Source organism: Planctomycetota bacterium, assembly GCA_016125255.1.
GTDB lineage: Bacteria > Planctomycetota > Phycisphaerae > Phycisphaerales > Zrk34 > RI-421.
The window spans coordinates 58485-85422 of record WGMD01000002.1 but is presented as its reverse complement, the minus strand read 5'-3'; the positions used below and the strand labels follow the sequence as shown (position 1 = coordinate 85422).

General features: G+C 63.9%; 19 protein-coding genes and 1 pseudogene. 14 read left to right on the top strand and 6 right to left on the bottom strand.

All coding sequences use genetic code 11. The features are described 5' to 3' along the window. Positions 1-1935: a sulfate adenylyltransferase subunit CysN gene (gene cysN / locus GC162_01525; protein MBI1367313.1), complete on the top strand. Its 1935-nt coding sequence runs from the start codon at positions 1-3 to the stop codon at positions 1933-1935. A gap of 69 nt (positions 1936-2004) precedes the next feature. Here the strand turns inward: cysN and GC162_01520 are convergent, their stop codons facing one another. Beyond that, the gene (locus GC162_01520; protein ID MBI1367312.1) at positions 2005-4305 is read right to left on the bottom strand and encodes a hypothetical protein; all 2301 of its coding nucleotides are present in this window, start codon (positions 4303-4305) and stop codon (positions 2005-2007) included. A 143-nt stretch (positions 4306-4448) separates the two neighbouring features. On the opposite strand from GC162_01520, the gene GC162_01515 reads away from it, so the two are divergent. The 3 genes from GC162_01515 (at position 4449) to GC162_01505 (ending at position 7530) form a co-directional block, all read left to right on the top strand. After that, on the top strand, positions 4449-5120 hold the full coding sequence (locus tag GC162_01515) for a hypothetical protein (protein ID MBI1367311.1): 672 nt from the start codon (positions 4449-4451) through the stop codon (positions 5118-5120). 104 nt (positions 5121-5224) lie between these two features. Further along, the gene (locus GC162_01510; protein MBI1367310.1) at positions 5225-6481 is read left to right on the top strand and encodes a nucleotide sugar dehydrogenase; all 1257 of its coding nucleotides are present in this window, start codon (positions 5225-5227) and stop codon (positions 6479-6481) included. Positions 6482-6528: 47 nt separating this feature from the next. Further along, positions 6529-7530, top strand: coding sequence for an NAD-dependent epimerase/dehydratase family protein (locus GC162_01505; GenBank protein ID MBI1367309.1), 1002 nt, complete (start codon positions 6529-6531; stop codon positions 7528-7530). Here the strand turns inward: GC162_01505 and GC162_01500 are convergent. Beyond that, complete coding sequence (locus GC162_01500; protein ID MBI1367308.1) at positions 7505-9397, bottom strand: hypothetical protein; 1893 nt, start codon at positions 9395-9397, stop codon at positions 7505-7507. The two genes, GC162_01505 and GC162_01500, sit on opposite strands and share 26 nt — an antisense overlap. Positions 9398-10448: 1051 nt before the next feature. Here GC162_01500 and GC162_01495 point away from each other — a divergent pair. Beyond that, positions 10449-10538: pseudogene (locus GC162_01495) on the top strand (thiopurine S-methyltransferase). 861 nt (positions 10539-11399) lie between these two features. Continuing rightward, positions 11400-12509: a prepilin-type N-terminal cleavage/methylation domain-containing protein gene (locus tag GC162_01490; GenBank protein MBI1367307.1), complete on the top strand. Its 1110-nt coding sequence runs from the start codon at positions 11400-11402 to the stop codon at positions 12507-12509. Positions 12510-12521: 12 nt separating this feature from the next. Here GC162_01490 and GC162_01485 read toward each other — a convergent pair whose 3' ends face one another. The 4 genes from GC162_01485 to GC162_01470 form a co-directional block, all read right to left on the bottom strand. Continuing rightward, on the bottom strand, positions 12522-13631 hold the full coding sequence (locus GC162_01485; GenBank protein MBI1367306.1) for a GNAT family N-acetyltransferase: 1110 nt from the start codon (positions 13629-13631) through the stop codon (positions 12522-12524). Next, positions 13580-14698 carry a glycosyltransferase gene (locus GC162_01480; GenBank protein ID MBI1367305.1) on the bottom strand — a complete coding sequence of 373 codons (1119 nt, stop codon included), beginning with the start codon at positions 14696-14698 and terminating at the stop codon, positions 13580-13582. The genes GC162_01485 and GC162_01480 overlap by 52 nt, the downstream gene beginning before the upstream one ends. Further along, positions 14497-15558 (bottom strand): polysaccharide deacetylase family protein, encoded by a 1062-nt coding sequence (locus GC162_01475; GenBank protein MBI1367304.1) that lies wholly within the window; start codon positions 15556-15558, stop codon positions 14497-14499. The genes GC162_01480 and GC162_01475 overlap by 202 nt, the downstream gene beginning before the upstream one ends. A 127-nt stretch (positions 15559-15685) precedes the next feature. Further along, positions 15686-17182 carry an oligosaccharide flippase family protein gene (locus GC162_01470; GenBank protein MBI1367303.1) on the bottom strand — a complete coding sequence of 499 codons (1497 nt, stop codon included), beginning with the start codon at positions 17180-17182 and terminating at the stop codon, positions 15686-15688. Between the two features lie 644 nt (positions 17183-17826). Between GC162_01470 and GC162_01465 the strand changes: the two genes are divergently transcribed. The 8 genes from GC162_01465 (at position 17827) to GC162_01430 (ending at position 26913) form a co-directional block, all read left to right on the top strand. Then, a complete protein-coding gene (locus tag GC162_01465; GenBank protein MBI1367302.1) occupies positions 17827-19188 on the top strand; it encodes an O-antigen ligase domain-containing protein in 1362 nt (453 codons plus the stop codon). A 78-nt stretch (positions 19189-19266) separates the two neighbouring features. Beyond that, the gene (locus GC162_01460) at positions 19267-20313 is read left to right on the top strand and encodes a hypothetical protein (GenBank protein MBI1367301.1); all 1047 of its coding nucleotides are present in this window, start codon (positions 19267-19269) and stop codon (positions 20311-20313) included. Between the two features lie 45 nt (positions 20314-20358). Beyond that, positions 20359-21351: a sulfotransferase gene (locus GC162_01455; GenBank protein MBI1367300.1), complete on the top strand. Its 993-nt coding sequence runs from the start codon at positions 20359-20361 to the stop codon at positions 21349-21351. 52 nt (positions 21352-21403) lie between these two features. Continuing rightward, positions 21404-22450 carry a glycosyltransferase gene (locus GC162_01450; GenBank protein ID MBI1367299.1) on the top strand — a complete coding sequence of 349 codons (1047 nt, stop codon included), beginning with the start codon at positions 21404-21406 and terminating at the stop codon, positions 22448-22450. A gap of 26 nt (positions 22451-22476) precedes the next feature. Continuing rightward, on the top strand, positions 22477-23631 hold the full coding sequence (locus tag GC162_01445; protein MBI1367298.1) for a gfo/Idh/MocA family oxidoreductase: 1155 nt from the start codon (positions 22477-22479) through the stop codon (positions 23629-23631). After that, positions 23628-24647, top strand: a complete 1020-nt coding sequence (locus tag GC162_01440; protein MBI1367297.1) for an NAD(P)H-binding protein — start codon at positions 23628-23630, stop codon at positions 24645-24647. Before GC162_01445 ends, GC162_01440 begins: the two co-directional genes overlap by 4 nt. Further along, positions 24647-25918, top strand: a complete 1272-nt coding sequence (locus GC162_01435; protein ID MBI1367296.1) for a glycosyltransferase — start codon at positions 24647-24649, stop codon at positions 25916-25918. Before GC162_01440 ends, GC162_01435 begins: the two co-directional genes overlap by 1 nt. After that, a complete protein-coding gene (locus GC162_01430) occupies positions 25915-26913 on the top strand; it encodes a GHMP kinase (GenBank protein MBI1367295.1) in 999 nt (332 codons plus the stop codon). The genes GC162_01435 and GC162_01430 overlap by 4 nt, the downstream gene beginning before the upstream one ends. Positions 26914-26938: the final 25 nt, after the last annotated feature.

Genomic DNA, 26938 nt, shown 5'->3' with positions numbered 1-26938 from the left:
ATGTCGCATCAGTCTGAACTCATCGCGACGGACATCGACGCTTATCTCGCGCAGCATGAGCGCAAGGAACTGTTGCGCCTTTTGACCTGCGGCAGCGTCGACGACGGCAAGAGCACGCTCATCGGCCGGCTGCTGCACGACTCGAAGATGATCTACGAGGATCAGCTCGAGGCGATCAAGAAGGACTCGGTCAAGAGCGGGACGACCGGCGGGGATGTCGATCTGGCGCTGCTCGTGGACGGGCTTCAGGCGGAGCGCGAGCAGGGCATCACGATCGACGTCGCCTACCGCTACTTCTCGACGTCCAAGCGCAAGTTCATCATCGCCGACACGCCCGGCCACGAACAGTACACGCGCAACATGGCCACCGGCGCCTCCACCTGCGATCTGGCCATCATTCTCATCGACGCCCGCCACGGCGTCCTCGCCCAGACCAAGCGCCATTCGTTCATCGTCTCCCTCCTGGGCATCAAGCACGTCATCATCGCCATCAACAAGATGGACCTCGTCGGCTTCAGCCAGGACGTCTTCGACAAAATCCGCGCCGACTATGCCAACTTCGCGTCCCGGCTCGAGATCGACGACGTCCGATTCATCCCGATCAGCGCGCTGAAGGGCGACAACGTCGTCGAGCGCTCCACGTCGATGGACTGGTACACCGGCTCGACGCTGATGCACCTTCTGGAAAACGTGCACATCGCGGCGGACCGGAACATGACCGACTTCCGCATGCCGGTGCAGTACGTCAACCGCCCGAACCTCGACTTCCGCGGATTCTGCGGGACGGTGGCGTCGGGGGTGGTGCGGCCGGGCGACGAAGTCATGGTGCTGCCGTCGCGCAAGAAATCGCGCGTCAGGAAGATCGTCACCATGGACGGCGACCTGGACGAGGGCTTCCCGCCGCTGTCGCTGACGCTGACGCTCACCGACGAAATCGACGTGAGCCGCGGCGACATGCTGGTCCACCCCGGCAATGTGCCGACCGTCGCCGACAAGTTCGATGCGATGGTCGTCTGGATGCACGAGACGCCGATGGTGCCCGGCAAGCAGTATTACATCAAGCACACGACGCGCACCGTCGTCGGCTCCGTCAGCACGCTGCGCTACCAGATCGACGTCAACACGCTGCACCGCAAGGACGCCCCGACGCTCGCCCTCAACGAGATCGGCCGCTGCCAGATCAAGCTCAATCAGGCGGTGGCGTTCGACGCCTACAAGAAAAACCGCACGACCGGCGCGTTCATCCTCATCGACCGCCTGACCAACGCGACCGTCGCGGCGGGCATGATTCTCGACCGCGCGACCGGCGACGCCACGGGCGATCACTGGGACGATGCGCCGTCGAGCGAGAAACTGCACGCCGAGCATTCGATCGTCACGCCCGACGAGCGCCGCGCCCGCTTCGGGCAGACGCCGGCGACCGTCTTGTTCACGGGCCTGTCCGGCGCCGGCAAGACGACGACGGCGTACGCGCTGGAGCGGCGGCTCTTCGAAGCCGGGCGCGCCGCGACCGTGCTCGACGGTCAGAACATGCGGCTGGGCATCAGCAGGGACCTGGGCTTCTCCGCCGAGGCGCGCAGCGAAAACCTCCGCCGCGGCGCGGAAGTCGCCAAGCTCATGAACGACGCCGGGCTTATCTGCCTCTGCGCCTTCGTCGCCCCCAGCGAAGAGGCCCGCACGAAGGCCGCCAATGTCATCGGCGCGCCGCGCTTCATCGTGGTGCATCTGGATGCGCCGCTGGACGTCTGCCGCAAACGCGATCAGGAAGGCCTCTACGGCGCCGCTGACGCGGGCGAAATCGCCCAGTTCCCCGGCGTGTCCGCGCCCTACGAAGCGCCCGCCAAGCCCGACCTGAAACTCGACACCGCCAAAACGCCCGTCGCCGAATGCGTCGACAAGGTGATGGCCCTGCTGGAGAGTCGGGGGATCCTCTAAAGCATGTTCGATCATCGACCGTTACGAGGCGGGGAGACTTCAGTCTCCCCGCCTTTCGCTTTCACGCGATTACTGAATGGGTTCGCGCTCGACGATCCGGCCCCGATGATCGTGCTCGTCTTCGTAGTGGTACGTCGCCTTCATGTCGCCGTCGGTCTGCATCAGTGATCGCACGACGCCCTTGCTGTTCGGGTCGATGGCGTAGCGCACCGTGCGGGCGTGCAGCGGGCGGCCTTGCGCATCGCGGTCGAGCACGCGCAGTCCGTCGGCGGTGAAGTCGTCCGTGTGTCCGTCGGGCCACTGACGCGTCCAACCGATCGGCTTGTCCGCGTCGCCGTCGTAGTGATACAGGTCGCACCACTGACGCTGCGTGGCGAGCATCGGGTCGAAGTAGTTGGTCCGAATGGCGAACTGCACCACGCCCTGCATCTGCATGTGCTCGAGCACATCGACGTTCAGGTCGATCGCCAGACGCCGACTCGTGCCGTTGATCGCATCGAGCGCGGCGAGCTTCTTGGCGTTGCCCTCAAACCGCGCCCGCAATTGGGGCGTCGCGGCCTTGGCGATGGCCGCCCAATGCGTCACCACGAACGAAGGATCGTTGACGCATCGATCGATCGCCCGCTCGACCCATTGCCTTGCCGAGCCCTGCAGGGCGAGCGACTTTTCGTCGATGACCGCATCGACCGCCGCCAGCGCATTGTCGTACACGCGCTTGGCCGTCTGGAGCCGCTGCTCGGCGAGCTGCTGCGTTTCGAGAGCGGCCTTGATGAAATCGGGGTCGGCCTTGTCCGACCTGGCCTTCTTGACCGCCTCCGCCGCCCCGTCGAATGTTTTTTTCGCTTCGTCCCACGCATTTTTGGCCGGCTCGACCGTGGTCATCGCCGCCCGCGACCGCTGGGCCGCGCGCGCCAGTGCGTCATGCGCCGCCGCGTCGCCCGGCTCGAAGCCGACCGGCGGCGCGTCGGCGGCGAGGCGCTCCAGCAGACCCGCCCAGTCCATGATCTTCCATCCCACATCGCGCGCGCCGTAATCGACTTCGACGATGCGCCCCTTTTGGTCATATGTGCGGCGCTCGCTGTCGAGCGAAGCGAGCGAGACGAATGCGGGAGCGGAGTAATACGCGCCGTTATTGACGAACAGGCCGACGTCGACGCGATTGGACATCATGTCCGAGTCGGGGGCGATCGGGAAACGGGCGTGATACGCGACGGTGAGTTCGACCAGCGATCCGTCGTCCTTGAGTTTCTTGATGGCGATGCGATTCGGATCGCCCTGCAGGACGACCCAGTGATAGGTCAGCGGCAGGCCGTTGGGGTCGGTCGACGCGCCGGCGGAGACGGTCATTTTGTAGTCGCGTTCGATGGGCCGGTGCAGGCGTGCGACGGCGTTGGCGGTGTTGAAGACGACGGTGCCGGGGGCGGCCTCAAAGTAATCGACGCCGAGTTCGCCGCTGGTTTCGCTCACGACGGCGACGCGCGCGACGGGCGGGAGCTTGTCGGGGGCGATGCTGTGGGCGAGGCCGATCATGGCGGGCAGGTTGAGCTTTGAGCCGTCGAAGACCGGCGGATGCGCCGCGCCGCTCAGATAATCGTTGTCGCCGCGCGCCTTGCCGTAGGTGCGCCGCAGGATCATCTGCACGGTCGGCGCGATGAGGTTTTTCTCGATGAGCTTCTTTTTCGTTTCGGGCTGGAAGGCGGCGAGCGTGGCGAGCACGGCTTTCATGAACGGCTGATCGGAACCGCTGGAGCCCTGCGAGATGATGACGTAGGGCGTATTGGCGTCGAAGACGTCGCCGTAGCCGGTGTCGCCGTTGTGACCGGGATCGTAGTCGCGGTGCTCGGGGTAGAGGTAGATGTGATTGTGACGGTACTGCTCTTCGAGGGCGCCCATATAGAGCGGATTGACGTAGCAGAGGCGCGGGTTGGATCGCCACGCTTCGCCGCCGAGGGCGGTCGAGGAATTGCCCATGACGACGCGGTCGAAGATGAGTTGGACCTGCACGCCGTAGTCGAGATTGTGCTGCTTGAGTTCGGCGTCGTAGGTGATGCGCGTCATCTGGGGGAAGTAGCCGCCGAGCTGGGAGTGGCCGCGATCGCGATTGTCGTAACAGTCGCCGATGTTTCCGGCGGCGGTTCCCTGCTGGTACCAGGCGTTGAGGGTGTTTTGAATTTCGGGCAGGGCATTGATCGGCGCGGGGGCGGGCGGACTGGTCGCCACGGCGGGGGGGACGGCGATGCGCAGCATGTGAATCGCGGGGTCGGGCGTGGCGTTGGCGCGCGTGATGAGGACGGTGGGTTCGGCGGCGACAAGGGCTGCGCACAAAAGCAGACTGACCATCGCCGCGCGGATCGAAGTGGGAAAAGTCATGCCCGATCTTAGCATGTTCGGCGCGGTCGGTGGTCCGATATCGCGGGGTTGGAAGGCCCAAGCCGGGGTGTCTACAATCACGCCTTCGACCGTGGGCGTCGACCGCGCGGACATGCGATCAGTGGCCGCGCGGCCGGGGCGTGATGAACGGATTTGTTGAACGATCAGGGGCGGCTTTGGATCAAAGTCGCCGCGCCGCGGGGCCGATACTTTGGAGTATGTGGCCCGCCCGAGCGGGGATTTTTGGGTCGAGGTCATTCATGACGAAATCCACGCACGAGCCCCTCGCCGCCTCGGCGCCGCTCCAGCTTCCGCTCCCGGCGGAGGGCGACTGGTTCGTGCTCCACACGCGCAGCCGGCAGGAAAAAGTCCTGCTGGCCGATCTGATCGCCATGCACATCGGCGTGTACCTGCCGTTGAGCCGACAGGTGAAATTCCACGGCAAGAAAAAGGTGCGGACGGCGATGCCCGTGTTCCCCGGTTACGTGTTCCTGCGCGGGTCCGTCGAGCAGGCGTATCAGGCGGACCGTACCAAGCGCGTGGTGAACATCATCAAAGTCGCCGATCAGCGGACGCTCGACGAACAGATCCGCCAGATTCATCTGGCGCTGACGCGCGAGGCGCCGCTCGATCCGTATCCGTATCTGACGAAGGGCGTGCCGGTCGAAGTCACGGGCGGACCGTTCCGCGGACTGCGCGGCGTGGTGGAGGACCGCACGACGATGGACCGGCTCATTCTCAAGATCGACATGCTCGGCCGGGCGCTGTCGCTGGAGATCGAGGGCTCGCTGCTGGAGCCGATCGGAGCCGATTGACGCGATCGGCGTTTGGCCAAACGGCTCGCCCGAGGTACATTTCCGACGTGGCATCACTGCAAAACAAGATTCAGGATCGTTCGGCCGTCGTGGCGATCGTCGGCATGGGCTACGTCGGCCTGCCGCTGTGCCGGGCGTTTTCGCTCGCCGGGTTTCCCACGATGGGCTTTGACGTCGACCCGGCGAAGATCGACGCGCTCAACGCCGGTCGCAATTACCTCAGGCATCTGGGCGAGGGCATCGTGCGCGAGATGGTCCAGACGAAGCGCTTCGAGGCCACCGCGGATTTCGCCCGGCTGGGCGAGGCCGACGCGGTCATCGTCTGCGTGCCGACGCCGCTGGGCAAGCATCTCGAACCCGATCTGAGCTACGTCGAGAACACCGCGGACGCCATCGCCAGAACGCTGCGGCCCGGTCAGCTCGTCGTGCTCGAATCGACGACGTATCCGCGGACGACGCGCGAGATCATGCTGCCGCGCTTTGAGGCGCGGGGCATGACGTGCGGGAAGGATTTTTACCTGGCGTTCTCGCCGGAGCGCGAGGACCCGGGCCGCAAGGATCATCACACGCAGACGATCCCCAAACTCGTCGGCGGCATCGACACGATCAGCGGGGACATCGCGGTCGAACTCTACCGCTGCGCGATTCAGAAGGTGATCCCCGTGTCGAACGCCGAAGTGGCGGAGGCGGCGAAGCTGCTCGAAAACATCTATCGTGCCGTGAACATCGCGCTGGTCAATGAGCTGAAGCGCGTGCTGACGGCGATGGACATCGACATCTGGGAAGTGATCGACGCCGCTTCGACCAAGCCGTTCGGGTTTCAGGCGTTTTACCCCGGGCCGGGGCTCGGCGGGCACTGCATTCCGATCGATCCGTTTTATCTGACATGGAAGGCGCACGAAGTGGGGCTGCCGACGCGGTTCATCGAACTGGCGGGCGAGGTGAATCATGCGATGCCCGACTACGTCGTGCAGCGGACGATTCTCGCGCTCAACGAGCAGGGCAAGAGCGTCAAGGGGTCGAAGATTCTGGTGATGGGGCTGGCGTACAAGCCGGATGTGGACGATGTGCGCGAGTCGCCGGCATTCGAGTTGATCGAGAAGCTGATCGGGCTGGGGGCGGCGGTCGATTACAACGATCCGCACGTGCCGCGGACGCACAAGATGCGCGAGCATGATCTGGGGATGGAAAGCGTGGCGCTCAATGCGAAATCGCTCGGCGGTTACGACTGCGTGCTGATCGCCACGAATCACGCGGCGTACGACTATCAGATGGTGGCGGATCATGCGAAGCTTGTCGTCGACACGCGCGGGGCGATGCGGAAAGTCACCGGTCGACGCGAGCATATTGTTTCGGCATGAATACAGAACAGGCCGCGAGCGGCCTCGCTAAACGGGTTGGAGAAGTTATGGATTGGGCTTCGCTGCATGGCAGTGCATTCAAGGGTCATCGCGTGCTGGTGACGGGCGCGGCGGGGTTCATCGGTTCGCATCTGACGGCGGCGCTTGTCGAGCTGGGCGCGACGGTGGCGGCGCTGGATGATCTATCCAACGGGCAATGGTCCAACCTCGACGGATTCGACGCGACTGTCGAGAAGCACACGGCTTCGATCCTCGATCCGGCGGCGCTGGCGAAGGCGACGGCGGGGTGCCGGTACGTGTTTCACGAAGCGGCGCTGGGGTCGGTGCCGCGCAGCGTCGAGCAGCCGGATTTGTATTACAACGTCAACGTGCTGGGGACGGTCAACGTGCTCAAGGCGGCGAAGGAAGCGGGGGCGACACGCGTGATCTTCGCCGGTTCGTCCAGCGCGTACGGCGATCCGCCGACGGTCGGGCTCAAGGTCGAGACGCAGCCGCCCTTGCCGCGCAGTCCGTATGCGGCGACGAAACTCGCCGGCGAACATTCGATGCGGGCATGGGCCCACAGCTACGGGCTCGACACGGCGGTGACGCGCTATTTCAACATCTTCGGCCCGCGGCAGAACCCCAACTCGGCGTACGCCGCCGTCATCGCCGCCTTCGCCAAGGCGATGCACCACGGACAGCGCGGCCTGATCTTCGGCGACGGCGAACAAAGCCGGGACTTCACGCATGTCGCCAACGCGGTGCATGCGAATCTGCTGGCGGCGCGTCATGACAAGCCGCTCTTGGGCGAAGTGTTCAATGTCGCCTGCGGCACGCGCATCAGCGTGAACCTGCTGCACGAAAAGATGGCGGAGCTTTACGGGCTCGGCGATGCGATGCCGACGTACAAGCCGGGGCGCAAGGGCGACGTCGCCGAATCGCAGGCGGACATCGGCAAGGCGAAGCGTGTGCTCGGTTACGAGCCGATTGTCGATTTTGAAGCGGGATTGGCGCAGACGGTGGCGTGGTATCGCGAGCATTTCACCCGCGCCGATAGCACCGCCTGATGCGACGAATCGGCAGACCGGCCAGGGCGATCAGCAGCACGGTCGCAGCGGAGGGTTCCGGGGCGGATTGCAAAAGCACCTGATCGAGCGAAGCGGTGAAGTCGGATGAGACGCTCAACGACGGGAAGTTGATGAGCAACTGATCCGGCGGGACTTCCGACAGATCGAAATTCTGTGCGAGCACGACCAGGTCGCCGATATCGACTTTGCCGTCGCCGTTGAAGTCGCCGTTCGCCCATCCGCCGTTCAGGCCGAAGTTGCCTGCGAGGACGACCAGATCGCTGACATCGACCACGCCGTCGAAATTCGCGTCGCCCCGCAGCGTGCCGACGACGTTGCTGATCATGAAATCGAAGTCGGAACTGTTCACGAGGCCATCGTTGTTCAGGTCGAAGGCCTTGCTGGTGGTGCCGAGCTTTTTACCCATCAGGTCGACGTCGGCCGCGTCGATATCGCCGTCGTGATCGAAGTCGCCGTAATCGGGCACGAGGCGCCAGGCCAGCCCGTAGTCCCAGTTGAAGTTTCCGCCGGAGGTGTCGGCGGTGACGCGAAGCTGATAGGTGTGGTTGTTGGCGAGGCGCGTCTGAATGTTCTGCGTGTTGTCGAGGTCGGAAGCGGAGAAGACGATCGGCGTGTTGAGGTTGGTCAGGTCATACACCGCCAGGTCCATGTGATAGAGCGTGCCGGTGGTGTTGAAGGCGATGCCGGACCCACCGGCGATCATGGCGTTCCAGACCAGCGTCGTCGTCAGCAGGTTCTGCCCGGGTTTGGTGGTGAAGGTGTAGGTGGCGACGCTGTTGGCGCCCGACGCGCCGCCGAAGGCGTTGTCGTAGTCCCATCCATAGGCGCCCATGACGCCCGTGCCGCCGTCCTGCGTGCTGTCTTTTTCGCCGGCGGCTTCGATCATGTAGCTGTGAAACGCGTCGACCTGCCCCGCGCCGTACCGCGAATCCAGACCGTTGGTCGTCTGATGCGCCGTGGTGTCGCGATAAGCGGTGATGTCGGCGGTGTTGCCATCGTAGACCTTGTTGAACGTGCGCCGATCCGCACCGGCCATCAAAACCGCTTTGACCACTTCCGACGTCTCGCCGTCGTAGATCACGGCGTTGAGGCGATTGCGGTGAAAACGGCTCTGCGACAGCGAGGGATTGTCGTGCGCCATGCCCACGAGCATCGCGGCGGTGGAGGAGACCATCGGCGTCGCGAAGCTGGTCGCGCTGCTGGGGCCGACGAGGTCGGGGCGCGTGCGGCCGGCGGTGTAGAAGCTGTTGACGGCCGTGGTGCCGGCGGCGTGACTGGCGTTGGTGCATCCGACGAGGATCGCGTTGTAGGAGTCGGCGAGGAGGTCGGCCTGTGCGCCGCCGTTGTTCATGCCGGCGACCTGGATGTAGTCGTCGACCTGCACGATCCAGTCGACGCGGCTGAGCACGGCGGCGAGGGTGTCGGCGGAAGCGCCGGAGCCGCCGACCCAACTATGGTTGGCGATGCGGGCGTCGGTGGTCAGGGGTTTGAGGCCGAAGGAGGTGCGGAGGAATGACGCGTCGAGCCAGTTGTTGGCGTTGAAGGCGTCGATGAGGGTGATGCCGGAGGCGACGGCGCTGCCGTTGCCGTAGAAGATCGACGCGACGTTGGCGGCGTGGCTGGAGACGCCGGCGGAGCCGTCCTTGAGCGTGAGCGTCTTGCCGGTGAAGGCGGCGGGGACGGAGGCGGGATCGTAGGGGGCGTAAGCGCCGCTGGAGACGGGGGCTTCGACCTGCGCGACTTTGACGCCGGCGCCGTTGGGCGTCGCGGGCCCGAGCAGGGCCTTCAGATCCGTGAACCCGGTGAAATCCAGATACGACACCGCATGCACCGGCGGGGTCAGCACGAATGACAACCCCAGTGCCGTGAAAACAGCCCGACCCAAAACCCCTCGCGAAAACATCGCAAACCTCTCGTGATAACAGGCGACTCTGTCGCCCATCCCATTGCGGCCAGCGGCGCGGAATCCGGGCAATTATCGGAACTTTGGCCGGAATTGCAAGATAAAAATGGAATTGGTCCGACCGGGGCGGTCGAATCTGTCATGGCGCACGCCTGTCCGCACGGACTGCATCAATCGAACTTGCGGGCGCTGCCGTGGATCATGGTCAGCTTGAGCGTCGAGACGGCGATCTGCGTGCCGTTGGTGATCAGGCGGAAAGTGATCGGGGCCTCGGCCTTCCAGACCGGCGGTAAGGACAGGGCGTCGACTGGACCGGCCCATTGGACGAACGGCTGGCCATTGATGGTCGACTCGATCGTGACGTTCTTGCCGGAGATACGGACCTGCACGCTGATGTGAAGCGGTTGATCGCGATTGGGAACCTGGCGGAAGCCGAAGGTCTTGTTGCGTTCCCATCCTTCGTTGGCGATCAGGTCCAGTCCCGCCCGTTCGCCCTTGCGATTCATGAACAGGATCACCGCCGTGTCCCCGACGGGCATCATCAGTCCGAACGCCGGATTATCCGCCGGCTGTACTTCCCAATCGACGCGGTAGTCGCCGCGCGGCTGCACGGGGATGCGGAGCACGGCCTGGCCGGCGGTCTTGCTCATGAGCACCTTGCCATCTTTGCTCCATTGACCGAGCAGGGCATGGCGATTGGGATCGACGAGCGTGAGCATGTCGATCGTCGAAGCCGGCCCGGAGTTGTCGCCGCCGGGGGTCGCCGTCGCCTGCTCCAGCGCTTTGGTCGCCGCGCCAAGCGCGAGCGTGGCCCGGCTCGTCTGAATGTCCTGCGCGGTGTGCACTTTCAGAAACTGCTGGTAATACGCCACCGCATGACGCAGCATCGGCGCCTGCGACGACGGCGCCGCCGCCTTCGCCAGATCGCGATACCAGTCGCCCATGGTGAGCATCTGGTCCGTCTCGATGGCGTCGACGGGTTTGCCCGCCATGGCGACCGCGTCCTTCAGCGCCGCGTCCTGCGTCAGGAACGTGTACTTGCGCGCTTCCTGCGGATCGTCCAGATCGACGATGCACAAGGTGATGAGGTCTTTGGCCAGCGCCTCGTTCGGGCCGTCCTTGAGCTTGTCCTTGAGCTGCGCGATCTGGGCGAGGGTGCGCTGCCGCTGCGCGAGCGAAAGCAGATGCGATTTGAGCGCGTCCGCCTGCGCCGATCCGATCGCCGAGGCCACGGCCGAGGCGCGACGCAGCGATGAGCTGGCCGCGTCCAGATTCTCTTCCTTCTCCTGTCCGTCCGCCATGCTGACCAGGGCGCTGACGAGCGCTTCGCCCGCCGCCTTGCGTTCGTCGCCGCGCGCCTGCGAATACTGGCGCTGGCGAAGATTGATGAGCTTGTCGTAGCAGTCGGCTTTGCGGTCGGGCTGCTGCTCGGCGAGTTTCTCCAATGCGCTCGCCGCCGCGTCGTAACCGGCGGGGGACCGGCTCGCCAGCGTGTAGGCCTTGTCGTACATGATCGCGGTCAGGCCGGGCGAACCGTTGACCGACCCGGCGCTGGCGATCAACTCCTGCGCCAGTTCCAGATCGTCGGCGAAGTCCGTCGTCGACAGCGCCTGCTTGAGGCGCGGGCCGTAAAGCTCATCGAAGACCGCCTGCGGCTTGTCCGCATCCGCTCCGCGCGCCGCCCCGACGCCCAGCAGCAACACCGTCAGCACCGTCAACCTGTGCATGGCAAACCCTCTAAGTGCATGAAACAGGGGATCATAGCAGTTAGGTGCGGCACCAGCAATGAAAAATTGAAGATCGCTTTGCGCGCCTTGCGATGCCGTGGGCGGACGTGGCGCACCGCGATTGTGATTGACTGATCTTTATGCGGGCACTACACTAACGATAGCTCGTGTGTGGGAACGCGGGCTGCGACAATTGAGGGATTCCCTTCTCTTCTCCGATGCAGGAGGCGTCTATGCCGTTCAGCAAGAGCGCTCGTCGTGGCGGGTTCGCTGGTTTTACGCTGGTCGAATTGCTTGTGGTCATCATCATCATCCTGATGCTGGTGGGGATTCTTCTGCCGGCGCTGAGCGCGGCCCGCGCCCGGGCGCGCAAGACGGCGAGCCAGATGCAGCTCCGCGGCATCTCGCAGGCCTGCGAAAGCTACCAGCTCGCGCTGGGCGCGTATCCGGGGTTCTTCAGTCAGTTTTACGAAACGCAGTCACCGCGATATCTGCTTTGCATGACGGATACGGAGAACCTGACGCTGAGTCTGATGGGCGGTATCGTCAACGATTACACCAGTACGCTGTATCCGACCGGGCCCGATACGATCCGGCACAACTATCTGGGTCTGCGGTTCTCGAGCGGTACGTACGCCATTTACGTTCCCAACATCGGACAGGGGCCGCGCTCGGCTTCCGGCGAGGTGTACGCGCCGTTCTACTCCGCCAAGCCCAACGAGCTGGCGAAGATTCAGGGCGTGAACTTCAACGGATATCCGAACCTGGGCGACAGCATTCCTGAATTGATTGACCCGATTTCGAACATGCCGCTGCTTTACTACCGCGCGATCGACGCAGCCAATTACCCGGTGGTGTATCAGCAGTGCGACCCGCTTTCCGCGGACCCGGTGACCGGTACGGCCTCAGTAACATCAAACGGCGTCAAGCAGGGGTACTACGGCACGGCCAACAACGAAATGTACACCCGCTGCACCGCGCTGAAGCATCCGGAAGGCACGGTGCGGAATCAAACGACCTCAAGTCTACTCAATCGTTCGGACGCCAGTCAGACGACGGACATGAGCGCGCGGACACTTTCGTGGCTCGTGACCGATCCGCGCCTGAGCATCGTGGCGTCCAACAACACGAGCCCCGATGCGGCGAACAATCCCGCTTCGAGCCCGGCGACGCAGGACGTCATCAAGGGCAAGTACCTGCTGCTCGCGCCGGGACCCGATGGCATCTACATGGGACGGGACGATCGTGACTCGCTCGGCGCGCTGACGCCCATCACTAAGTACAGCGAGTTGGACAGCTTCGACGACGTATGGCTCAACGGCGGCTAATCCGCCGGCGGGTTACGAGTCGGAGCGCCGCGGCTTGAGGTAGCGGCGAAGCTGCCGGGCCGGGGCGGCGATCGGGCTGTGTCGCGCCCATTCGGTCAGTCGCTCGCTGGCGACGCGCCAACCGGTCTTGAGCGAAGGCAGCGCCACGCGGCCGTCCGCCACGCCGATCGCGCTGCTCATCACCCGGCTCTTGTAAAAGTCATCGCCCTTGCCCAGGTCGATCGCGACCAATCCGCGCGACGGCGCTTCCTCCGCCATCTTGAACAGCAGAATCAGCCCCGGCGAGAACTTCGAATACGACTCCTCGTAGCCGGGGAACCAGTAGTGCCAGATCGTGCGCGAGTACATGCCCATGTGCGCCGCGATGAGCTGATCGTTGACCCAGAGCGCCGAGAGGATGCCGCCGAATTCCTCGGTGCGCGTGTCGTGAAGCTGATCGACGAGCTTGACGGTCCAGTCCAGTCCGAAGAAGTCGGCGGAGCCGGTCGCCTGACACTGCTGCCGCTTCCATTCGATGACCTTCGCGAGCACCTGCTTGTCGGCGCACTGCCCGTCGTAGCGCAGCTCGCCGACTTCACGTTCGAGTTTGCGGCGGAGCGTGCCGGTCTTGTTGATCTGCTTGGACCCGGCGTCGCGGCGCTGCTGCGCATACGCTTCGAATCCATCGTGCAGATCCATGCGCGGCGAGTCGGCGACGTTCTTGAAATACGGCTCGCAAATCTTCTGCGACGCGAGCACATGATCGAACTCCCACATCACCACGCCGCACGCGCGCAGCATCTGCGGCAGATCGAGCGCGACGTTCGCTTCGAGAATCAGGCCCTGAAAGTCGCACAGTCGCCCGCCCACCGGATGCGCCTCGCCGTTCTCTTTCTGGAACGGGAAGAACCCGACGACTTTCGATCCGTCTTCGATGACGCCGACGTAAATGTCATCGCGCACGGAGCCGACGGCCTGCGTGTACTGCGGCAGAAAGTACGGACTGGCGAGCGTCGGGTCGGTCTGCTGAATGGCGCGCCAACGCTCGATCAGGTCGCTACTCAACTCACTGGCCTTGATCACCCGCGTCTTCATGGCGTCTCCGACACCGGTTTGGGCAGCTTCAGGATCGGACCGGCCCATCGCTGGCGAAACCCGCTGTCCGGCCGACCCATGCACCGGCGCGCCGCCGACCGCAGCCACAAGAGGGCGACTTCGCCCAGTTCGGCCATCGCGGCGGCGGCGTAACCGTGGAATTTACACATATAGTAGAATCGGCTCTGGAAGTAGTACTCCATAATGCAATTCGAGAATAGCGCCTTGTCGCTTTCCTTGGCGCTGTGCCCGCCGATGTGACGGGCCCTGGCTTCGCCGACCGCCCAAAGCTCCGCACCCGCCGCCGCGGCCCGGCGGCACAGGTCTGTTTCGTCAAAATAAAGGAAGTACCGCGGGTCAAACCCATTGATCTGTTTGAAAGTGGCGGAGCGAATCATCAAGAGGGCGCCGCAAAGCCAATCGGTCTGAAAGGGCGGGGCGTCGGGCTCGATGATCCGCCGCCCCGGATGGGCCGCTCGCCCGCCGGCGGCCGCGCGAACGATGCGCCAGGGCGTGGGCAGCGAACCGGCGTGCTGAAGCGAGCCGTCGGCTTCTTCGATCGACGGGGCGCACAGGCCCGCGGCGGGGTGAGCGTCCATGAACGCTTCGAGCGTCCGCACCGCTTCGGTCGGCACGACGGCATCGGGATTGACAAGCATGAAATACGGCGTCGTCACGGACTCGAAGCCCAGATTGCATCCGCGGGCGAACCCGAGATTCCCGCCGCTGTCGACGACCGTCACGAAGGGATACTGCTCGCGGACGAGCGCGGCCGTGCCGTCGGCGGAGGCGTTGTCAACGACGACGACGTTCATGACGCCCGCTTCGTGGGCGCGGCGCAGTTCGTCCAGCGCCCGGCCGATCGTCTGGCGGGAGTTGTAGGTGACGATGACAGCGGTGGTGCGTGGTGTGCTCATGCTCTTCCAAACAGGGCGCGCGGCAGGCCGGGGTAGGCGCCGCTGGTGAACAGGCCGAACAGTTCGAGCAGTTGCGTCGGATCGATCCGCGCCATGGTGTATCGGTCGGTATGCCGGTCGATCAGAAAAGCGTTCCCCGCCGCCACCGCCGACGCGAACCCCGCCTCGATCGCCGCCGCGCGCGTCTCGGGCACGCATCGCCCGTAGGGGAACGAAAAATGCCGCACCGGCTGATCCAACTCCGCCTCGATTTTCCGGGCGCTCTGCGTCAATTCCGCCATGGCGCGCTCGCCGGTGTGCGTGGACAGGTCCAGGTGATCGAGCGTGTGGGCGCCGATTTCGAAGCCGGGATGAACTTCAAGCAGGCGCCGCACGCCAGTCCAGTCGAGCGTCATCGTCGGCGGCTTTTCGCCTGGGTCAAGCTGATCAGCGAGGAATGACAATTGTTCCTCCCGCTGCGGGCGATCCGCGCGAATCAGCGCCTCGCAGAGTTTTTCATAGGCGTCAATCCGCTGTTCGGGCGCGCTCAGATCGAGCGTCGCCGCATCACCGGGCGCGAGGCGAAGCTCGTTGCGCCGGCGGTAGCGGAAGATCGAGTAAAGCTCGTCGACCCACTGCGTCCGTGCGTCGTCGATGTAGCGGGTCGGGAGGAACAGCGTGGCGGGCAGGTTGTATTGCGCGAGGATCGGGGCGGCGACGTCGAGGTTGTCGATGTAGCCGTCGTCGAAGGTGAGGACCACCGTGCCGACGGGCGGTTCGTCGCCGCGCTGAAGCAGTTCGACGAGGTCGGTGAGGCGGATGACGTGTCGATGCCCGGCGAGAAAGCGCATCTGCCGCTCGAACGCGTCGGGGGTCATGCGGACGCGCGGATCGATGAAGCGGGCATGCGCTTCGGCGGCGACGCTGTGGTACATGAGGATGATCGCCCCACGCAGGCCGCGCGCTTTGCAGTACACGCCCGGCAAACCGGCGTAATGAAGCATCGCTTCAAGCCGGTGCAGCACGCGCGTTTTGAAGCGCGGCTCCCGGCGCGTCGGCATGTCCCTGATCGCGCTCATGTGTGTCGCCGGCGGATGTGATGCGGGCACGATGAATCATACCGCAGCCCGGCGGTCGGACGGAGCATCATCTGAAGATTGAGGTCGCAGTCGCGCATGATTCATCCCTGTTCCGCGGCGCGTCGGTTCACGACGGCATGAGCCACCAGCCGAGCCCCGCCACCAGGAACGTCAGCGCGAACGCCGGCAGGTCCAGAAGCGGCAGCCACACGCCGTGCTTGTTCACCGCCCACGCCATGCACACATACTGCACGATCGGAATCAGCGCCAGACTGATGACGAAGCCCTGCAAGTCGTCGAAGTGGTAGCCCAGAAGCATGCCGCCGATGAGACAGGTTCCGCAGACAAGCTGGTAGACCATCTGTCGGAACGAGTCGCCGACGGAGAGAATGACATTGGCGCCGGTGAAGACGATGATCTGCCCGCCGACGCCGACGGCGAGAATGCGCAGGATCCATCCCGCTTCGTGGTAGCGTTCGTCGTACATGAAGCTGATGAAGTGATCGCCGAAGAGGACGAAGAACCAGGTGACGGGGAGGGCGACGGCGAGGATGACGAGGCGGGCCTTGAAGACCTGACTGCGCAGGCGGTCGCGCGAGTGATTGGCGAGGTGGGAGTAGAGCGGGAAGAGGACCTGGTTGCCGAGTTTGTTGATGAGTTCGAGCACGCCGCGCGACCAGGTGACGGCGACGGTGTAGATGCCAAGCATGGCGGGGTCGACGAGTTTGCCGAGGACCATGGCGTCGCCGCGCTGGAAGAGGAAGGTCACGCCGGTGCTGATGAAAAGCCATCTTCCGAAGAGGAAGATTTCGCGCGCGACGGACTTGTCCCATGCCAGATGGGGTTTGGACCCGGGGGTGAGCCAGAAGGACATGGCGGTGTTGGCGAGGGCCGCCGCGATGCCGCCGCCGATGAGCACCCAGACGCTCGGCGCCAGGTAGGCCCAGGGAATCATGACCGCCAGGCCGACCATCTGCGAGACCAGATCCCGGATGACGATGGGTCGAATGGAGACTTGTCGGTGCAGGCGGAGCATGCCGGTGGAGCTGAATCCGCCGATGATCGTGCTGACGCCGGCGACGATGATGAGCACGGTCAGCGGGGGCTGCTCGTAGATGAGCGCCATGGGATAGGCGAGGACGACGAGGATGGCGTAGAGGAAGAAGCTTCGGACGACCTGGATGGTCCATGCGGTGTTGATGAATTCGTCGGTGCCGCCGCGTTTGTTTTGAATGATGGCGGCGTTGACCCCGGTGTCGGAGAACATCTGCACGCCGCTCATGATGAACCCGACGATGGCGACGAGACCGTACGCTTCGGGGAAGAGGAGTCGTGTGAGGACGAGACTGCTGATGATGCGGACGCCCTGGCGGCCGACCTGACCGAGCATGGTCCAGATGGTGCCGCTCATGGCGGCGCGTCGAAGCGAGACGGTGGGGCGATAGTCCGAGGCGGACACGTCCGGTGAGGATTCATTGATCGCCGTCGGTGCTTCGTGAGGCATCGATGTGGCGTTGTCGACCGGTCCTTGAGTCATTGCGTGGCTCGGAACATCCCTGAATTGCTTCTGGTCCGACCGGATATCTTTGGAGAGCGATTCCTCTGGGGCAAGTGTCCGGGTCATAATTCGCACCGTCGGTGGGTCACATGCCGTTCGTGTTGAATCCGCCGTCCAAATCCCTCGCTTGCCGCCAAGTCGTGAGCCACTCAAACATCGGTCCGTTGGGGGGGATTCTTAATGCCGCACGGCCGGCGACGGAAGGCACGATGCGAACGGTCGGGACTGGATTGAACAGTCTTATTAACAAAGCGGCAATGCGGGTCCGATACGGACTTTGCGGTCGCCGGGGCGGCGGGCGGGCCTAATGTTGGCCATACAAACCTACGATATAATGACCACGCAGGGTGACGGTAGGCCGATCCAGGACTACTGATAATATTGGCCGTGGCTGCGTCGTGGCCGCCTCAAGCGGCGGTCAGGCGGCGTTGTATCCGGAAGGCACGCCCGTACCGGGGTGCCGAGGGGGGCGGAGCCCGCGCTGATTTGCCTTGACGATTTTGCCGGCGTTGGATGCATTGACGCCCCGCAAGTGCAACGGCGAACGGTCTGAGCCGATAGCCCATCAGGGGACGGCACGACGCCGAATGCACCCGCCCGCGGAATCGGCGGACCGATGTGCCTTTTCGCGCTGCCTGATTCGGCGCGCAAGCCCGTGAACTTCCCGTGACGTCGCACTCAACGACGTCGTACGGGCCAAGCGAGTGTTCATGAACGCAAGCGTCTCAATCGCATTGTACGGCTGGCTGCCGCTGACGCTGGTGCTGTTCCAGTTCTTTACGCCGCGACGCGCCGTGCTGATTTCGATGATCGGCGGATGGCTGTTCCTGCCCATCGCGGGTTTCCATTTTGAAGGTCTGCCCGACTATTCCAAGAGCACGGTCATCGGCGTCGTGCCGCTCATTGCAGCCATTCTCTTCGACACCTCCACCGTGCTGAATCTGCGTCCGCGATGGATCGACATCCCGATTCTGTTCGTGTGCTGCGTTCCCATGGCGTCGTCGCTGTTCAACGGGCTGGGGCCGTACGACGGCATGTCCGCGGTGCTCGGATCGTCGATGGATCTGCTGGTGCCCTGGATACTGGGGCGGATGTATTTCGCGGATCTGCGCGGCATGCGGGAACTGGCGATCGCGATCATGATCGGCGGTCTGATCTATGTGCCGTTTTGCCTCTTTGAAGTGCGCATGAGTCCGCAGCTCCATTACTGGGTCTACGGGTTTCATCAGTCGGCGCCGCAGATGGACCATCGCTTGGGCGGCTATCGTCCGAAGGTGTTCATGCAGCACGGCATCGCGCTGGGCCTGTGGATGTCGATCGCGACGTCGGTGTGCCTGGTGCTGTGGCGCAGCCGTGCGGTCAAGCAGGTGATGGGCATCCCGATGTCATATGCTTTCTGGGCCCTGTTGGTGACCACGGTCCTCTGTCGCGCATCCAACGCCTACACATTGCTGTTGCTCGTTTTTATGGTCTTTTACGTACTGCTGCGACTGCGTATACGATGGGTGATGGTCCTTGTACTGATCAGTCCGATGATCTACATCGCCGATCGAATGACGACTGACGTGATTGCCCCAGAAATGATCGATATTGCCGAAGTATTCTCACAAAATCGCGCCGATTCTTTGGGGACCCGTATCGATCAGGAAAACCAGCAGCGCGACCACATCATGCAGCAGATATGGTTCGGCTGGGGCGGATGGAACCGCAACGTCGTGATCACGACCAAAGGCCGATGGATCACCGACAGTCTCTGGATCATCACCATCAGCAAGAACGGTTGGATCGCGACGGTGATGATGTGGCTCGTGTTCTGTCTGCCGGGCATCCTGCTGGCGCGGCGCTTGCCGCTCGAATACCTCGTCCATCCGATGTTCGCCCCGGCGACGGCGCTGGCGCTGACGGCGATGATGGTGTCTTTCGACTCGGTGTTCAATGCCATGATCGGTCCGCCGTATTTCGTGGTCTGCGGGGCGCTGGGGGGATTGGTCACCACATTGCGCCGTCCGGCCCGACGGGCCGTCCCCGCGCGACGGGCGTCAGTTCAGGGTCGTCCCGTCGGGCAGATCTAAACTCAACTTCCTTTCAATGCAATGGCCGCACCGCGCGACGGATGGGTGCGGCAACGTGCGAATGGTCGGGAATCTGCGATGAGTGCGATCGGCACCGTGTATGTCGTCTGTCCGGATGCGAACAAGCCCGTGGGCGGGATGAAAACCATTTACCGGCAGGTCGACATTCTCAACGAGATCGGTATCAAAGCATTCGTCGTGCACGGCCGCCGCGAGCACCGCACGAAGTTCTTCGACAACGCCACGCCCATTCGCACGTTCAGCGAAGTCCAGATGACGTCCGACGACGTCCTGCTGCTGCCTGAAGCGTACTGCCGACTGTTTTCCCCGATGCGCAAACCCACGCTCCGTTCGACTCTCCGCCGCGCAATCTTCGGCGCCCAGTCGATCCAGTCGCAGGAAACGCGCAAGCTCATCGATCAGGCCAAACGCATCGTGATCCTGAATCTCAATGGGTACGACACGCTGCGCGGGTTCACGCTCGACGGCCCGCCGACGGATGTGCCGCACTATCACCCGAACATCGTCGCCATGATCGCCGTCTCGCGCGACAATGAAGAGTATCTCCGCTACGCGTTTCCCAATCTGTGGATTCACCGCTTCGCCAAATGTCCGGGTGAACTGAGCATGTTCAAGGCGGACATGCCCAAGAAGCGCCAAGTCTGCTACATGCCGCGTAAACGCCTCGACGAGGTGATTCAGGTGCTGGGGCTGCTTCGGCTTCGCGGCGCGCTGGAGGGCTTCGGGCTTGTGCCCATCGAGGACAAGACCGAAAAGCAGGTGGCGGACATCATGGGCGAATCGGCGCTGTTCCTGAGCTTCAGCATCCGCGAAGGTCTGCCGCGCCCGCCCATGGAGGCCATGCTCAGCCGCTGTCTCGTCGTCGGGTACCACGGGCAGGGCGGGCGCGAATTGTTCGATCCATCCTTCAGTTTCCCGATCGAAGACGGCAACATTCTCGAATTCGTCAAGACAACCGAACGGATTCTCGCCCGACTGCGCGAGGATCTTCACGCCTACCGCGACGAAACGGACCGGGCCCGCGCGTTCATCATTGAAAACTATTCGCGCGAGCAGGAAGTGGCGGATATCACGGCGTTCTGGACCGCTTTTGAAAAGGCGTAAGACCCGCGCGACGCGACGGCCCGCCGCCGGAGGCGCTCTTCATTTATGACCCAGCTTCGCAAATACGCCATCATCGTCGGACAGGGCCGCTCGGGTTCGAACTGGCTACTCAACTTGTTCGACAAGAGTCCGCTGACGTTCTGCCGCGACGAGCCGGACCTGATTCCCGGCTCGCCATTGGGCAAGCTTACCGAGGACCAGTTCATTCTCCATCGCGATCAGCCGGCGATGCACGCGCAGTGGGACGATGCGGTGGCGTGGACGATCGATCACATGGGTTCGCACGACAACCCGATCGAAGTCCCCAAGCGATTTCTCTACGAGCCGGCGCGCCGGTTGGGCATCTATCGTCTCGTGCGCGGGCCGCGCTATCGCGCGGTGCTCAGCAAGGTGCTTCCATCGTTGCGTCATGGCGAATGGCTCCCGCCATGGTTCATTATCAGCCGTTCGCGCTTCAAGGAAGCGCTGCCCATTCTTAAGTTCGTCTCGCCGCCCGGCTGGGCGTCGTTCGTCTTGAAACATCGCCCGCAGGTCGCGGTGATTCACATCGTCCGGCATCCCGGCGGGTTCCTCAATTCATGGGCCTCGCGCTATCTGGCGACCCGCGTCAAGGACGAAGTCGATCAGGCCAATCGCGATCGCCTCCACAAGATCGTCCGCGAAGCCCCCTGCTGGGGCGAGCGCTTCGGCGACATTGAAGCGATGAACGTGCAGACGTCGGAACTGTGGTACTGGCTCTACCTCAATGAGGAAATCGATCGGGCCGGTCGCGACTCGGCGATGTATACGCGCATCACGTACGAACAGCTCGTCGCCGACCCGGTCGGCCAGATGCGCCACTTGTTCGCACGCCTCGACCTGCCCTTCACCGACGAAGTGAGCCGGGCCATCGAAGCCGACGCCGAGGACTCCGGCAAGATCGCCACGCAATGGCGCAACAAGCTCACCGCCGAGGATCAGGCGCTTGTCGAGCGCATCCTCGATTCGACGTTCATGCGGGACTGGTGGACGCAAACGCCCCTTACGTCGACCCGCTGAGGAACCGCACCGCGACAAGGAGAACACGCTGACCGCATCGACCGCATCCACCGTGGGCATCATCGTCATCGGCCGCAATGAAGGCGAGCGTCTCGTGCGCTGCCTCAAGTCGGTGCTCGATGTCGCTGCGCACGTGGTGTACGTCGATTCGGGCTCGACGGACGCGAGCGTCGTCAGTGCCCGCGCGCTGGGCGTCGAAGTCGTGTCATTGGACATGTCGATACCCTTCAGCGCCGCCCGCGCCCGCAACGAAGGCGTCGCACGCCTGATGCGGATCGCTCCAGCCACGACCTACGTGCAGTTCGTCGACGGCGATTGCGAAATTATCGACGGTTGGATCGCCGCCGCCGTCGCGGCCCTCGACAGCGAACCGCAAATCGCCGCCGTGGCCGGCCGGCTCTACGAACGATTCCCCGAAGCGTCGATCTACAATCGGCTCTGCGACATGGAATGGGATACGCCGATCGGCCTCGTTCCCGCGTGCGGCGGCCTCTGCATGGTGCGCGCGAACGCGTTGGCGCAGGTCGGGGGATTCAACCCGTCCGTCGTCGCCGGCGAGGAGCCGGAGATGTGCCTGCGCCTGCGGCGCGAAGGATGGAGCATCCGCCGCATCGACGCGAAGATGGCGCTGCACGATGCGGCGATGACGCGCTTCGGACAATGGTGGAAACGATCCGTGCGCGGCGGGCACGCCTACGCGCAGGCCATGGCCATGCACGGGCGCTCTCCCGATCGCTTCGGCGTGCGGTCGTCGATGCGGCTGTGGCTCTGGGGGGCGGGCATCCCGCTGATCGCGCTGGGGCTGGCCTGGCCCACATACGGTTTGAGTCTGCTGGTGCTGCTGGTGTATCCGCTGCAAGTTTGGCGCATCGCGCGTCGCCGCCGGCGTGATCATCAGCATCCGCAATTCGCCGGGCTCTACGCGTTTTTCTGCGTGCTGGCGAATTTCCCCGGCTGCATCGGGCAGTTCAAATACTGGTCGCGCCGCTGGCTGGGCGCCGGCCCGCGCATCATCGAATACAAGACCGCCGCCGCGCCCAACGACGCGCCCGACGGTCATGATCATCCGCCCGTCGGCGGCGCGGTCAACGACCGTTGAATCGACGAAGGCCTCTGGAGCGAGCGATGAAGTTGGCGATCGTCGGCTGTGGCTACGTGGCGAATATGTACCGGCTCACGCTGCCGCTGCATCCGCAGTTGACGCTCGTCGGCGTCTTTGACCGCGATGCCGATCGCTCGCGCAAAATGGCCGAGCTGTGCGGCTGCGAGGATTACGCCTCGTTCGACAAATTGCTCGCGGACGAGCGCGTCGAGCTGGTGCTGAACCTGACGAACCCGTCGAGCCATTACGCCGTGACGCGCGCGTGTCTCGAAGCGGGCAAACATGTCTACACGGAAAAGCCGCTGGCCATGGACCTCGGCGAAGCGCGCCAGCTTGTCGAACTCGCCAAAGCGCGCGGCCTCGCATTGTCCTCCGCGCCCTGCACGCTGCTCAACGAAGCGGCGCAGACGCTCTGGAAAGCCCTGCGCGAGCGGCAGGTCGGCGATGTCAAACTCGCGTACGCCGAGATGGACGACGGCATGACGCACCTGATGCCGTATCAACGATGGATCAACGAAGCCGGCGTCGCCTGGCCCGCCGTCGATGAATTCGCCACCGGCTGCACCGTCGAGCATGCCGGTTATGTGCTGACCTGGCTCTGCGCCTACTTCGGACCGGCCAAGTCAGTCACCGCTTTTTCGAGTCGCCTGTATCCCGACAAGGTGGCGGGCGAGTCGCCGGACAACTCCGCCCCTGACTTTTCCGTCGGGTGCATCCAGTTCGTCAGCGGCGTCGTCGCCCGGCTGACCTGCGGCATCGTCGCGCCGCGCAATCACACGATGACGATCGTCGGCGACGAGGGCGTGTTGAGCGTCGATGATCCGCGCAGCGATCGCTCGCCGGTGCGCGTCCAGAAATACCTGCGAATCCGCCGGAAAATGCTGCTCAATCCGTGGCGCAGGCGTTACCCGATGGTCGGACTGCATCACAAGCAGGTCAAATACCGCGGATCGCAGCGGCGCGACTTCTGCCGAGGCATCGCCGAGATGGCCGAGGCGATCGCCCAGCACCGCGAACCGCGCTTAAACGCCCTCTTCTGCCTGCATGTCAACGAACTGACACTGCAGCTTAATAACGCCATGGAAAACGCCGGGACGTATCAGATGACCACGACCTTCGACCCGGTCGAGCCGATGCCCTGGGCTCAGTCGCCCGCAGAGGCGGGGGCCGCGCGATGAAACTGCTTATTACGGGCGCGACCGGATTCCTCGGGCGATACGTTGTCGCCGAAGCGCTGCGGCGGGGGCATCAGGTGATCGCCCTGACACGCCGCGATGTCGCCGAAACGCCTGCGAATGTCACGTTCGTGCGGGCGGATCTTCACACGCCCGGTGATCTGTCCGCCGCGCTGGCGGGTGTGGACACGGTGATCCATCTCGCGTCCGCCAAATCGGGCGACTTGAAATCGCAGATGGCCGTCACGGTGGATGGGACGCGGCACCTGATGACGGCGATGCACGAAGCGAAAGTCGATCGGCTGATCGTGATCAGTTCTTTCAGCGTCTTCGACTATCAGCATATTCCGACGGGCAGCATCGTCGATGAAGCTTCGCCGCTCGTCGCCGTACCGGCCGAACGCGACGCGTATTGCCAGGCCAAGCTCGCGCAGGAACAGCTTGTCACACGGAGCACCGGCTTCCGCTGGACCGTGTTGCGGCCGGGCGTGATCTTCGGGCCGGGCAATGAGTACACCTCGCGATTGGGCATGAAACTCGGCGCGAACCTCTGGCTCCGCATCGGCGCCGGCGCGATATTGCCGCTGACGTATGTCGAAAATTGCGCACAGGCGATCGTCCTCGCCGCCGAGTCGGATGCGGCGATCGGCAAAGTGCTCAACATCGTCGATGACCAGACGCTCACGCAGCAGCAGTATGCACGGCTGCTCCAGCAGCGCCTGCGTCCGCGCCCGCGGGTGATCCCGGTGGCGTACACGCTGATGCGGATATTGGCGGGGTTGGCGACGGGGACGAATCGGCGGATCTTCCGCGGGAAGGCGAAATTGCCGCAGATTCTGCGGACGCCGAGTCTGATGGCGCGATGCAAGCCGCTGCGCTACACGAACGTCGCGGCGAAAAAGACGCTCGGATGGCAACCGCGTTTCGATGTCGAGCAGGGATTGGACCGATGTTTTAATGGCGAGGCGGCGGCGGCGATGACCCCGACCGACGCGCGAGCGATGGCTGGACACGCCTGATGATTCATTACATGACAACGCAGGGGCTCGGTCAGCCATGGGTCGGCAACGAGCTGAACATCGTGCAGCGGTCGGGCATTCCCTTTCGACTCCACGCCATGCGCCGCCCCGAGCAGAAGCTATTTGAATCGCCGTGGGCCGCCGAACTCAATCGCCGGACGAACGTGCTCTATCCGCTGCCGCCGATCGGATTGATCCTCTCGATGCTCGCGGCGCCGTTCCTGTTCGGCGGCCGGTTCTTCGCGGCGCTGGGCGAAGCGCTCTTCGGGCCGCGCGAGTCGATGCGGGCGCGGCTCGCGACGCTGGCGCACCTGATCGTGGCTTGTCACTGGGCCCGCACGATCCGTCACGAAAAAGTCAGCCATATTCACAGCCAATGGGCCCACTCGTCGGGTTCGATCGGGATGTACGGTGCGTGGCTGCTCGGCAAATCGTTCAGTTTCACGGGTCACGCCGCGGATCTTTTCCGCAATCGGGCGGCCCTGAAGACGAAGATCAGGCGCGCGGAGTTCATCATCTGCATCAGCTCGTTCCACCGCGACTTTTTCCTCAAGGAAGGCGCCCGGCCGGAGCAGCTTGAGATCGCCTACTGCGGCATCGACACGTCGCTGTTTTCACCGATGCAGCGCCAGCGTGCGGCGGGCGAACGCTATCGCATCCTTTCCGCGGGGCGACTCGTTGGAAAGAAGGGCTTTGAGTATCTCATCGACGCGTGCAAGGTGCTGGCCGATCGCGGGCGGGACTTTGAATGCGTCATCGCCGGCAGCGGGCCGCTCGAGACGGAGCTTAAGCAGCGCGTCACGGATCGCGCGCTCGACGACCGCATCAGCGTCACGGGCAAGCCGCTCACACAGGAAGGCATCCCCGCCTTCATGCGGACCGGCGATGTCTTCGTCCTCGCATGCGTCTGGGCCAAGGACGACGACGTCGACGGCCTGCCGCAGCTCACGATGGAAGGCATGGCCTGCGGCATTCCGGCGATCACCACACGGCTCGTCGGCAACCCCGACCTCGTCATCGACGGCAAAACCGGCCTGCTGGTCGAGCCCGAGCAGGTCGAACCGCTCGCCAATGCGATCGAACGCATGATGGATGATGAACCGCTGGCGCGTCAGTATGCGGCGGCGGGGCGCGAGTGGGTATGTGAACGCTTTGACATCACGCGCTCGCTCGAACCGCTGATGCGCCGCTATCGCGCGAAGCTGGGCATGGGCGACGCGCCGGTGATGATTGACCTCAAGGAGCCGCTCGCGGCTGGGAGAAACGGATGATTATTTCGCAGACGCCGTATCGAGTGAGCTTCGCGGGCGGGGGCACGGACCTGCCGGCGTTCTATAAACAGGAATACGGGGCGGTCTTGTCGATGGCGATCGACAAGCACATGTACGTCACCGTCAGCCCGCGATTCGAACCGACGACGCGCGTCGCCTATTCCAAGACCGAAGTCGCCGACGGCGTGAGCAACATTCAGCACACCATTGTGCGCGAAGTCCTGCGCATGACCGGACTCGGGCGTCACCTGGAGATCACCACCATCGGCGACGTCCCCGCAGGCACCGGGATGGGCTCCTCCAGTTCGCTGACCGTCGGCCTGCTCTCGGCGCTCTACGCCTACAAGGGCCAGATCGTCAGCGCCAAGAATCTGGCGGAGCAGGCATGTAAGATCGAGATCGACATCCTCGGCAAACCTATCGGTAAGCAGGATCAGTACGCCGCCGCATTCGGCGGGCTCAATTACATCCGTTTCAACTGCGATGACACCGTCGACGTCGAACCCGTGCCCGCCCGGCCCGAAACGATGGACGAACTCAAACGCCGCATCATCCTGCTCTATACCAACCAGCAGCGCGATGCGGACAAGATTCTTCAACAGCAGTCCGACGGCACGAAGGACCGCATGTCCGTGCTGCGGCAGATGCGCGATCTGGCCGGCGAAATGCGCGGCGCGCTGGGCGGCGAGGGAAACCTCGATGAATTCGCCCGCATTCTGCATGAAGGTTGGGAGCTGAAGCGCTCGCTCGGATTCGGCATCGCGGTGCAGATGGTCGACGAATGGTATCAGCAGGCCCGCAAACTCGGCGCACAGGGCGGCAAACTGCTCGGCGCCGGCGGCGGCGGATTCCTTCTGCTCATGGCCCCGCCCGAGCGTCACGAACTGATCCGCGATGCGCTGGGCCGCCCGCGCGAGCTGACGTTCGGCATGGACCGGCGCGGCGGCCGCGTGATCTACATCAGCGATCATCAGCGCCTTCTCCACAACCAGTAAATAGATAAAATCGCATCGAAACCGG

What these genes read in the sequence shown, in the direction of transcription:
- GC162_01515 (MBI1367311.1), top strand. Translation starts at nt 4,449, where the DNA reads ATGAACGGATTTGTTGAACGATCAGGGGCGGCTTTGGATCAAAGTCGC.
- GC162_01490 (MBI1367307.1), top strand. Translation starts at nt 11,400, where the DNA reads ATGCAGGAGGCGTCTATGCCGTTCAGCAAGAGCGCTCGTCGTGGCGGG.
- GC162_01505 (MBI1367309.1), top strand. Translation starts at nt 6,529, where the DNA reads ATGGATTGGGCTTCGCTGCATGGCAGTGCATTCAAGGGTCATCGCGTG.
- GC162_01445 (MBI1367298.1), top strand. Translation starts at nt 22,477, where the DNA reads ATGAAGTTGGCGATCGTCGGCTGTGGCTACGTGGCGAATATGTACCGG.
- GC162_01455 (MBI1367300.1), top strand. Translation starts at nt 20,359, where the DNA reads ATGACCCAGCTTCGCAAATACGCCATCATCGTCGGACAGGGCCGCTCG.
- GC162_01470 (MBI1367303.1), bottom strand. Translation starts at nt 17,182, where the DNA reads ATGACCCGGACACTTGCCCCAGAGGAATCGCTCTCCAAAGATATCCGG.
- GC162_01510 (MBI1367310.1), top strand. Translation starts at nt 5,225, where the DNA reads ATGGGCTACGTCGGCCTGCCGCTGTGCCGGGCGTTTTCGCTCGCCGGG.
- GC162_01430 (MBI1367295.1), top strand. Translation starts at nt 25,915, where the DNA reads ATGATTATTTCGCAGACGCCGTATCGAGTGAGCTTCGCGGGCGGGGGC.
- cysN (MBI1367313.1), top strand. Translation starts at nt 1, where the DNA reads ATGTCGCATCAGTCTGAACTCATCGCGACGGACATCGACGCTTATCTC.
- GC162_01465 (MBI1367302.1), top strand. Translation starts at nt 17,827, where the DNA reads ATGAACGCAAGCGTCTCAATCGCATTGTACGGCTGGCTGCCGCTGACG.
- GC162_01440 (MBI1367297.1), top strand. Translation starts at nt 23,628, where the DNA reads ATGAAACTGCTTATTACGGGCGCGACCGGATTCCTCGGGCGATACGTT.
- GC162_01520 (MBI1367312.1), bottom strand. Translation starts at nt 4,305, where the DNA reads ATGACTTTTCCCACTTCGATCCGCGCGGCGATGGTCAGTCTGCTTTTG.
- GC162_01435 (MBI1367296.1), top strand. Translation starts at nt 24,647, where the DNA reads ATGATTCATTACATGACAACGCAGGGGCTCGGTCAGCCATGGGTCGGC.
- GC162_01460 (MBI1367301.1), top strand. Translation starts at nt 19,267, where the DNA reads ATGAGTGCGATCGGCACCGTGTATGTCGTCTGTCCGGATGCGAACAAG.
- GC162_01485 (MBI1367306.1), bottom strand. Translation starts at nt 13,631, where the DNA reads ATGGGCCGGTCCGATCCTGAAGCTGCCCAAACCGGTGTCGGAGACGCC.
- GC162_01475 (MBI1367304.1), bottom strand. Translation starts at nt 15,558, where the DNA reads ATGAGCGCGATCAGGGACATGCCGACGCGCCGGGAGCCGCGCTTCAAA.
- GC162_01480 (MBI1367305.1), bottom strand. Translation starts at nt 14,698, where the DNA reads ATGCGTGCCCGAGACGCGCGCGGCGGCGATCGAGGCGGGGTTCGCGTC.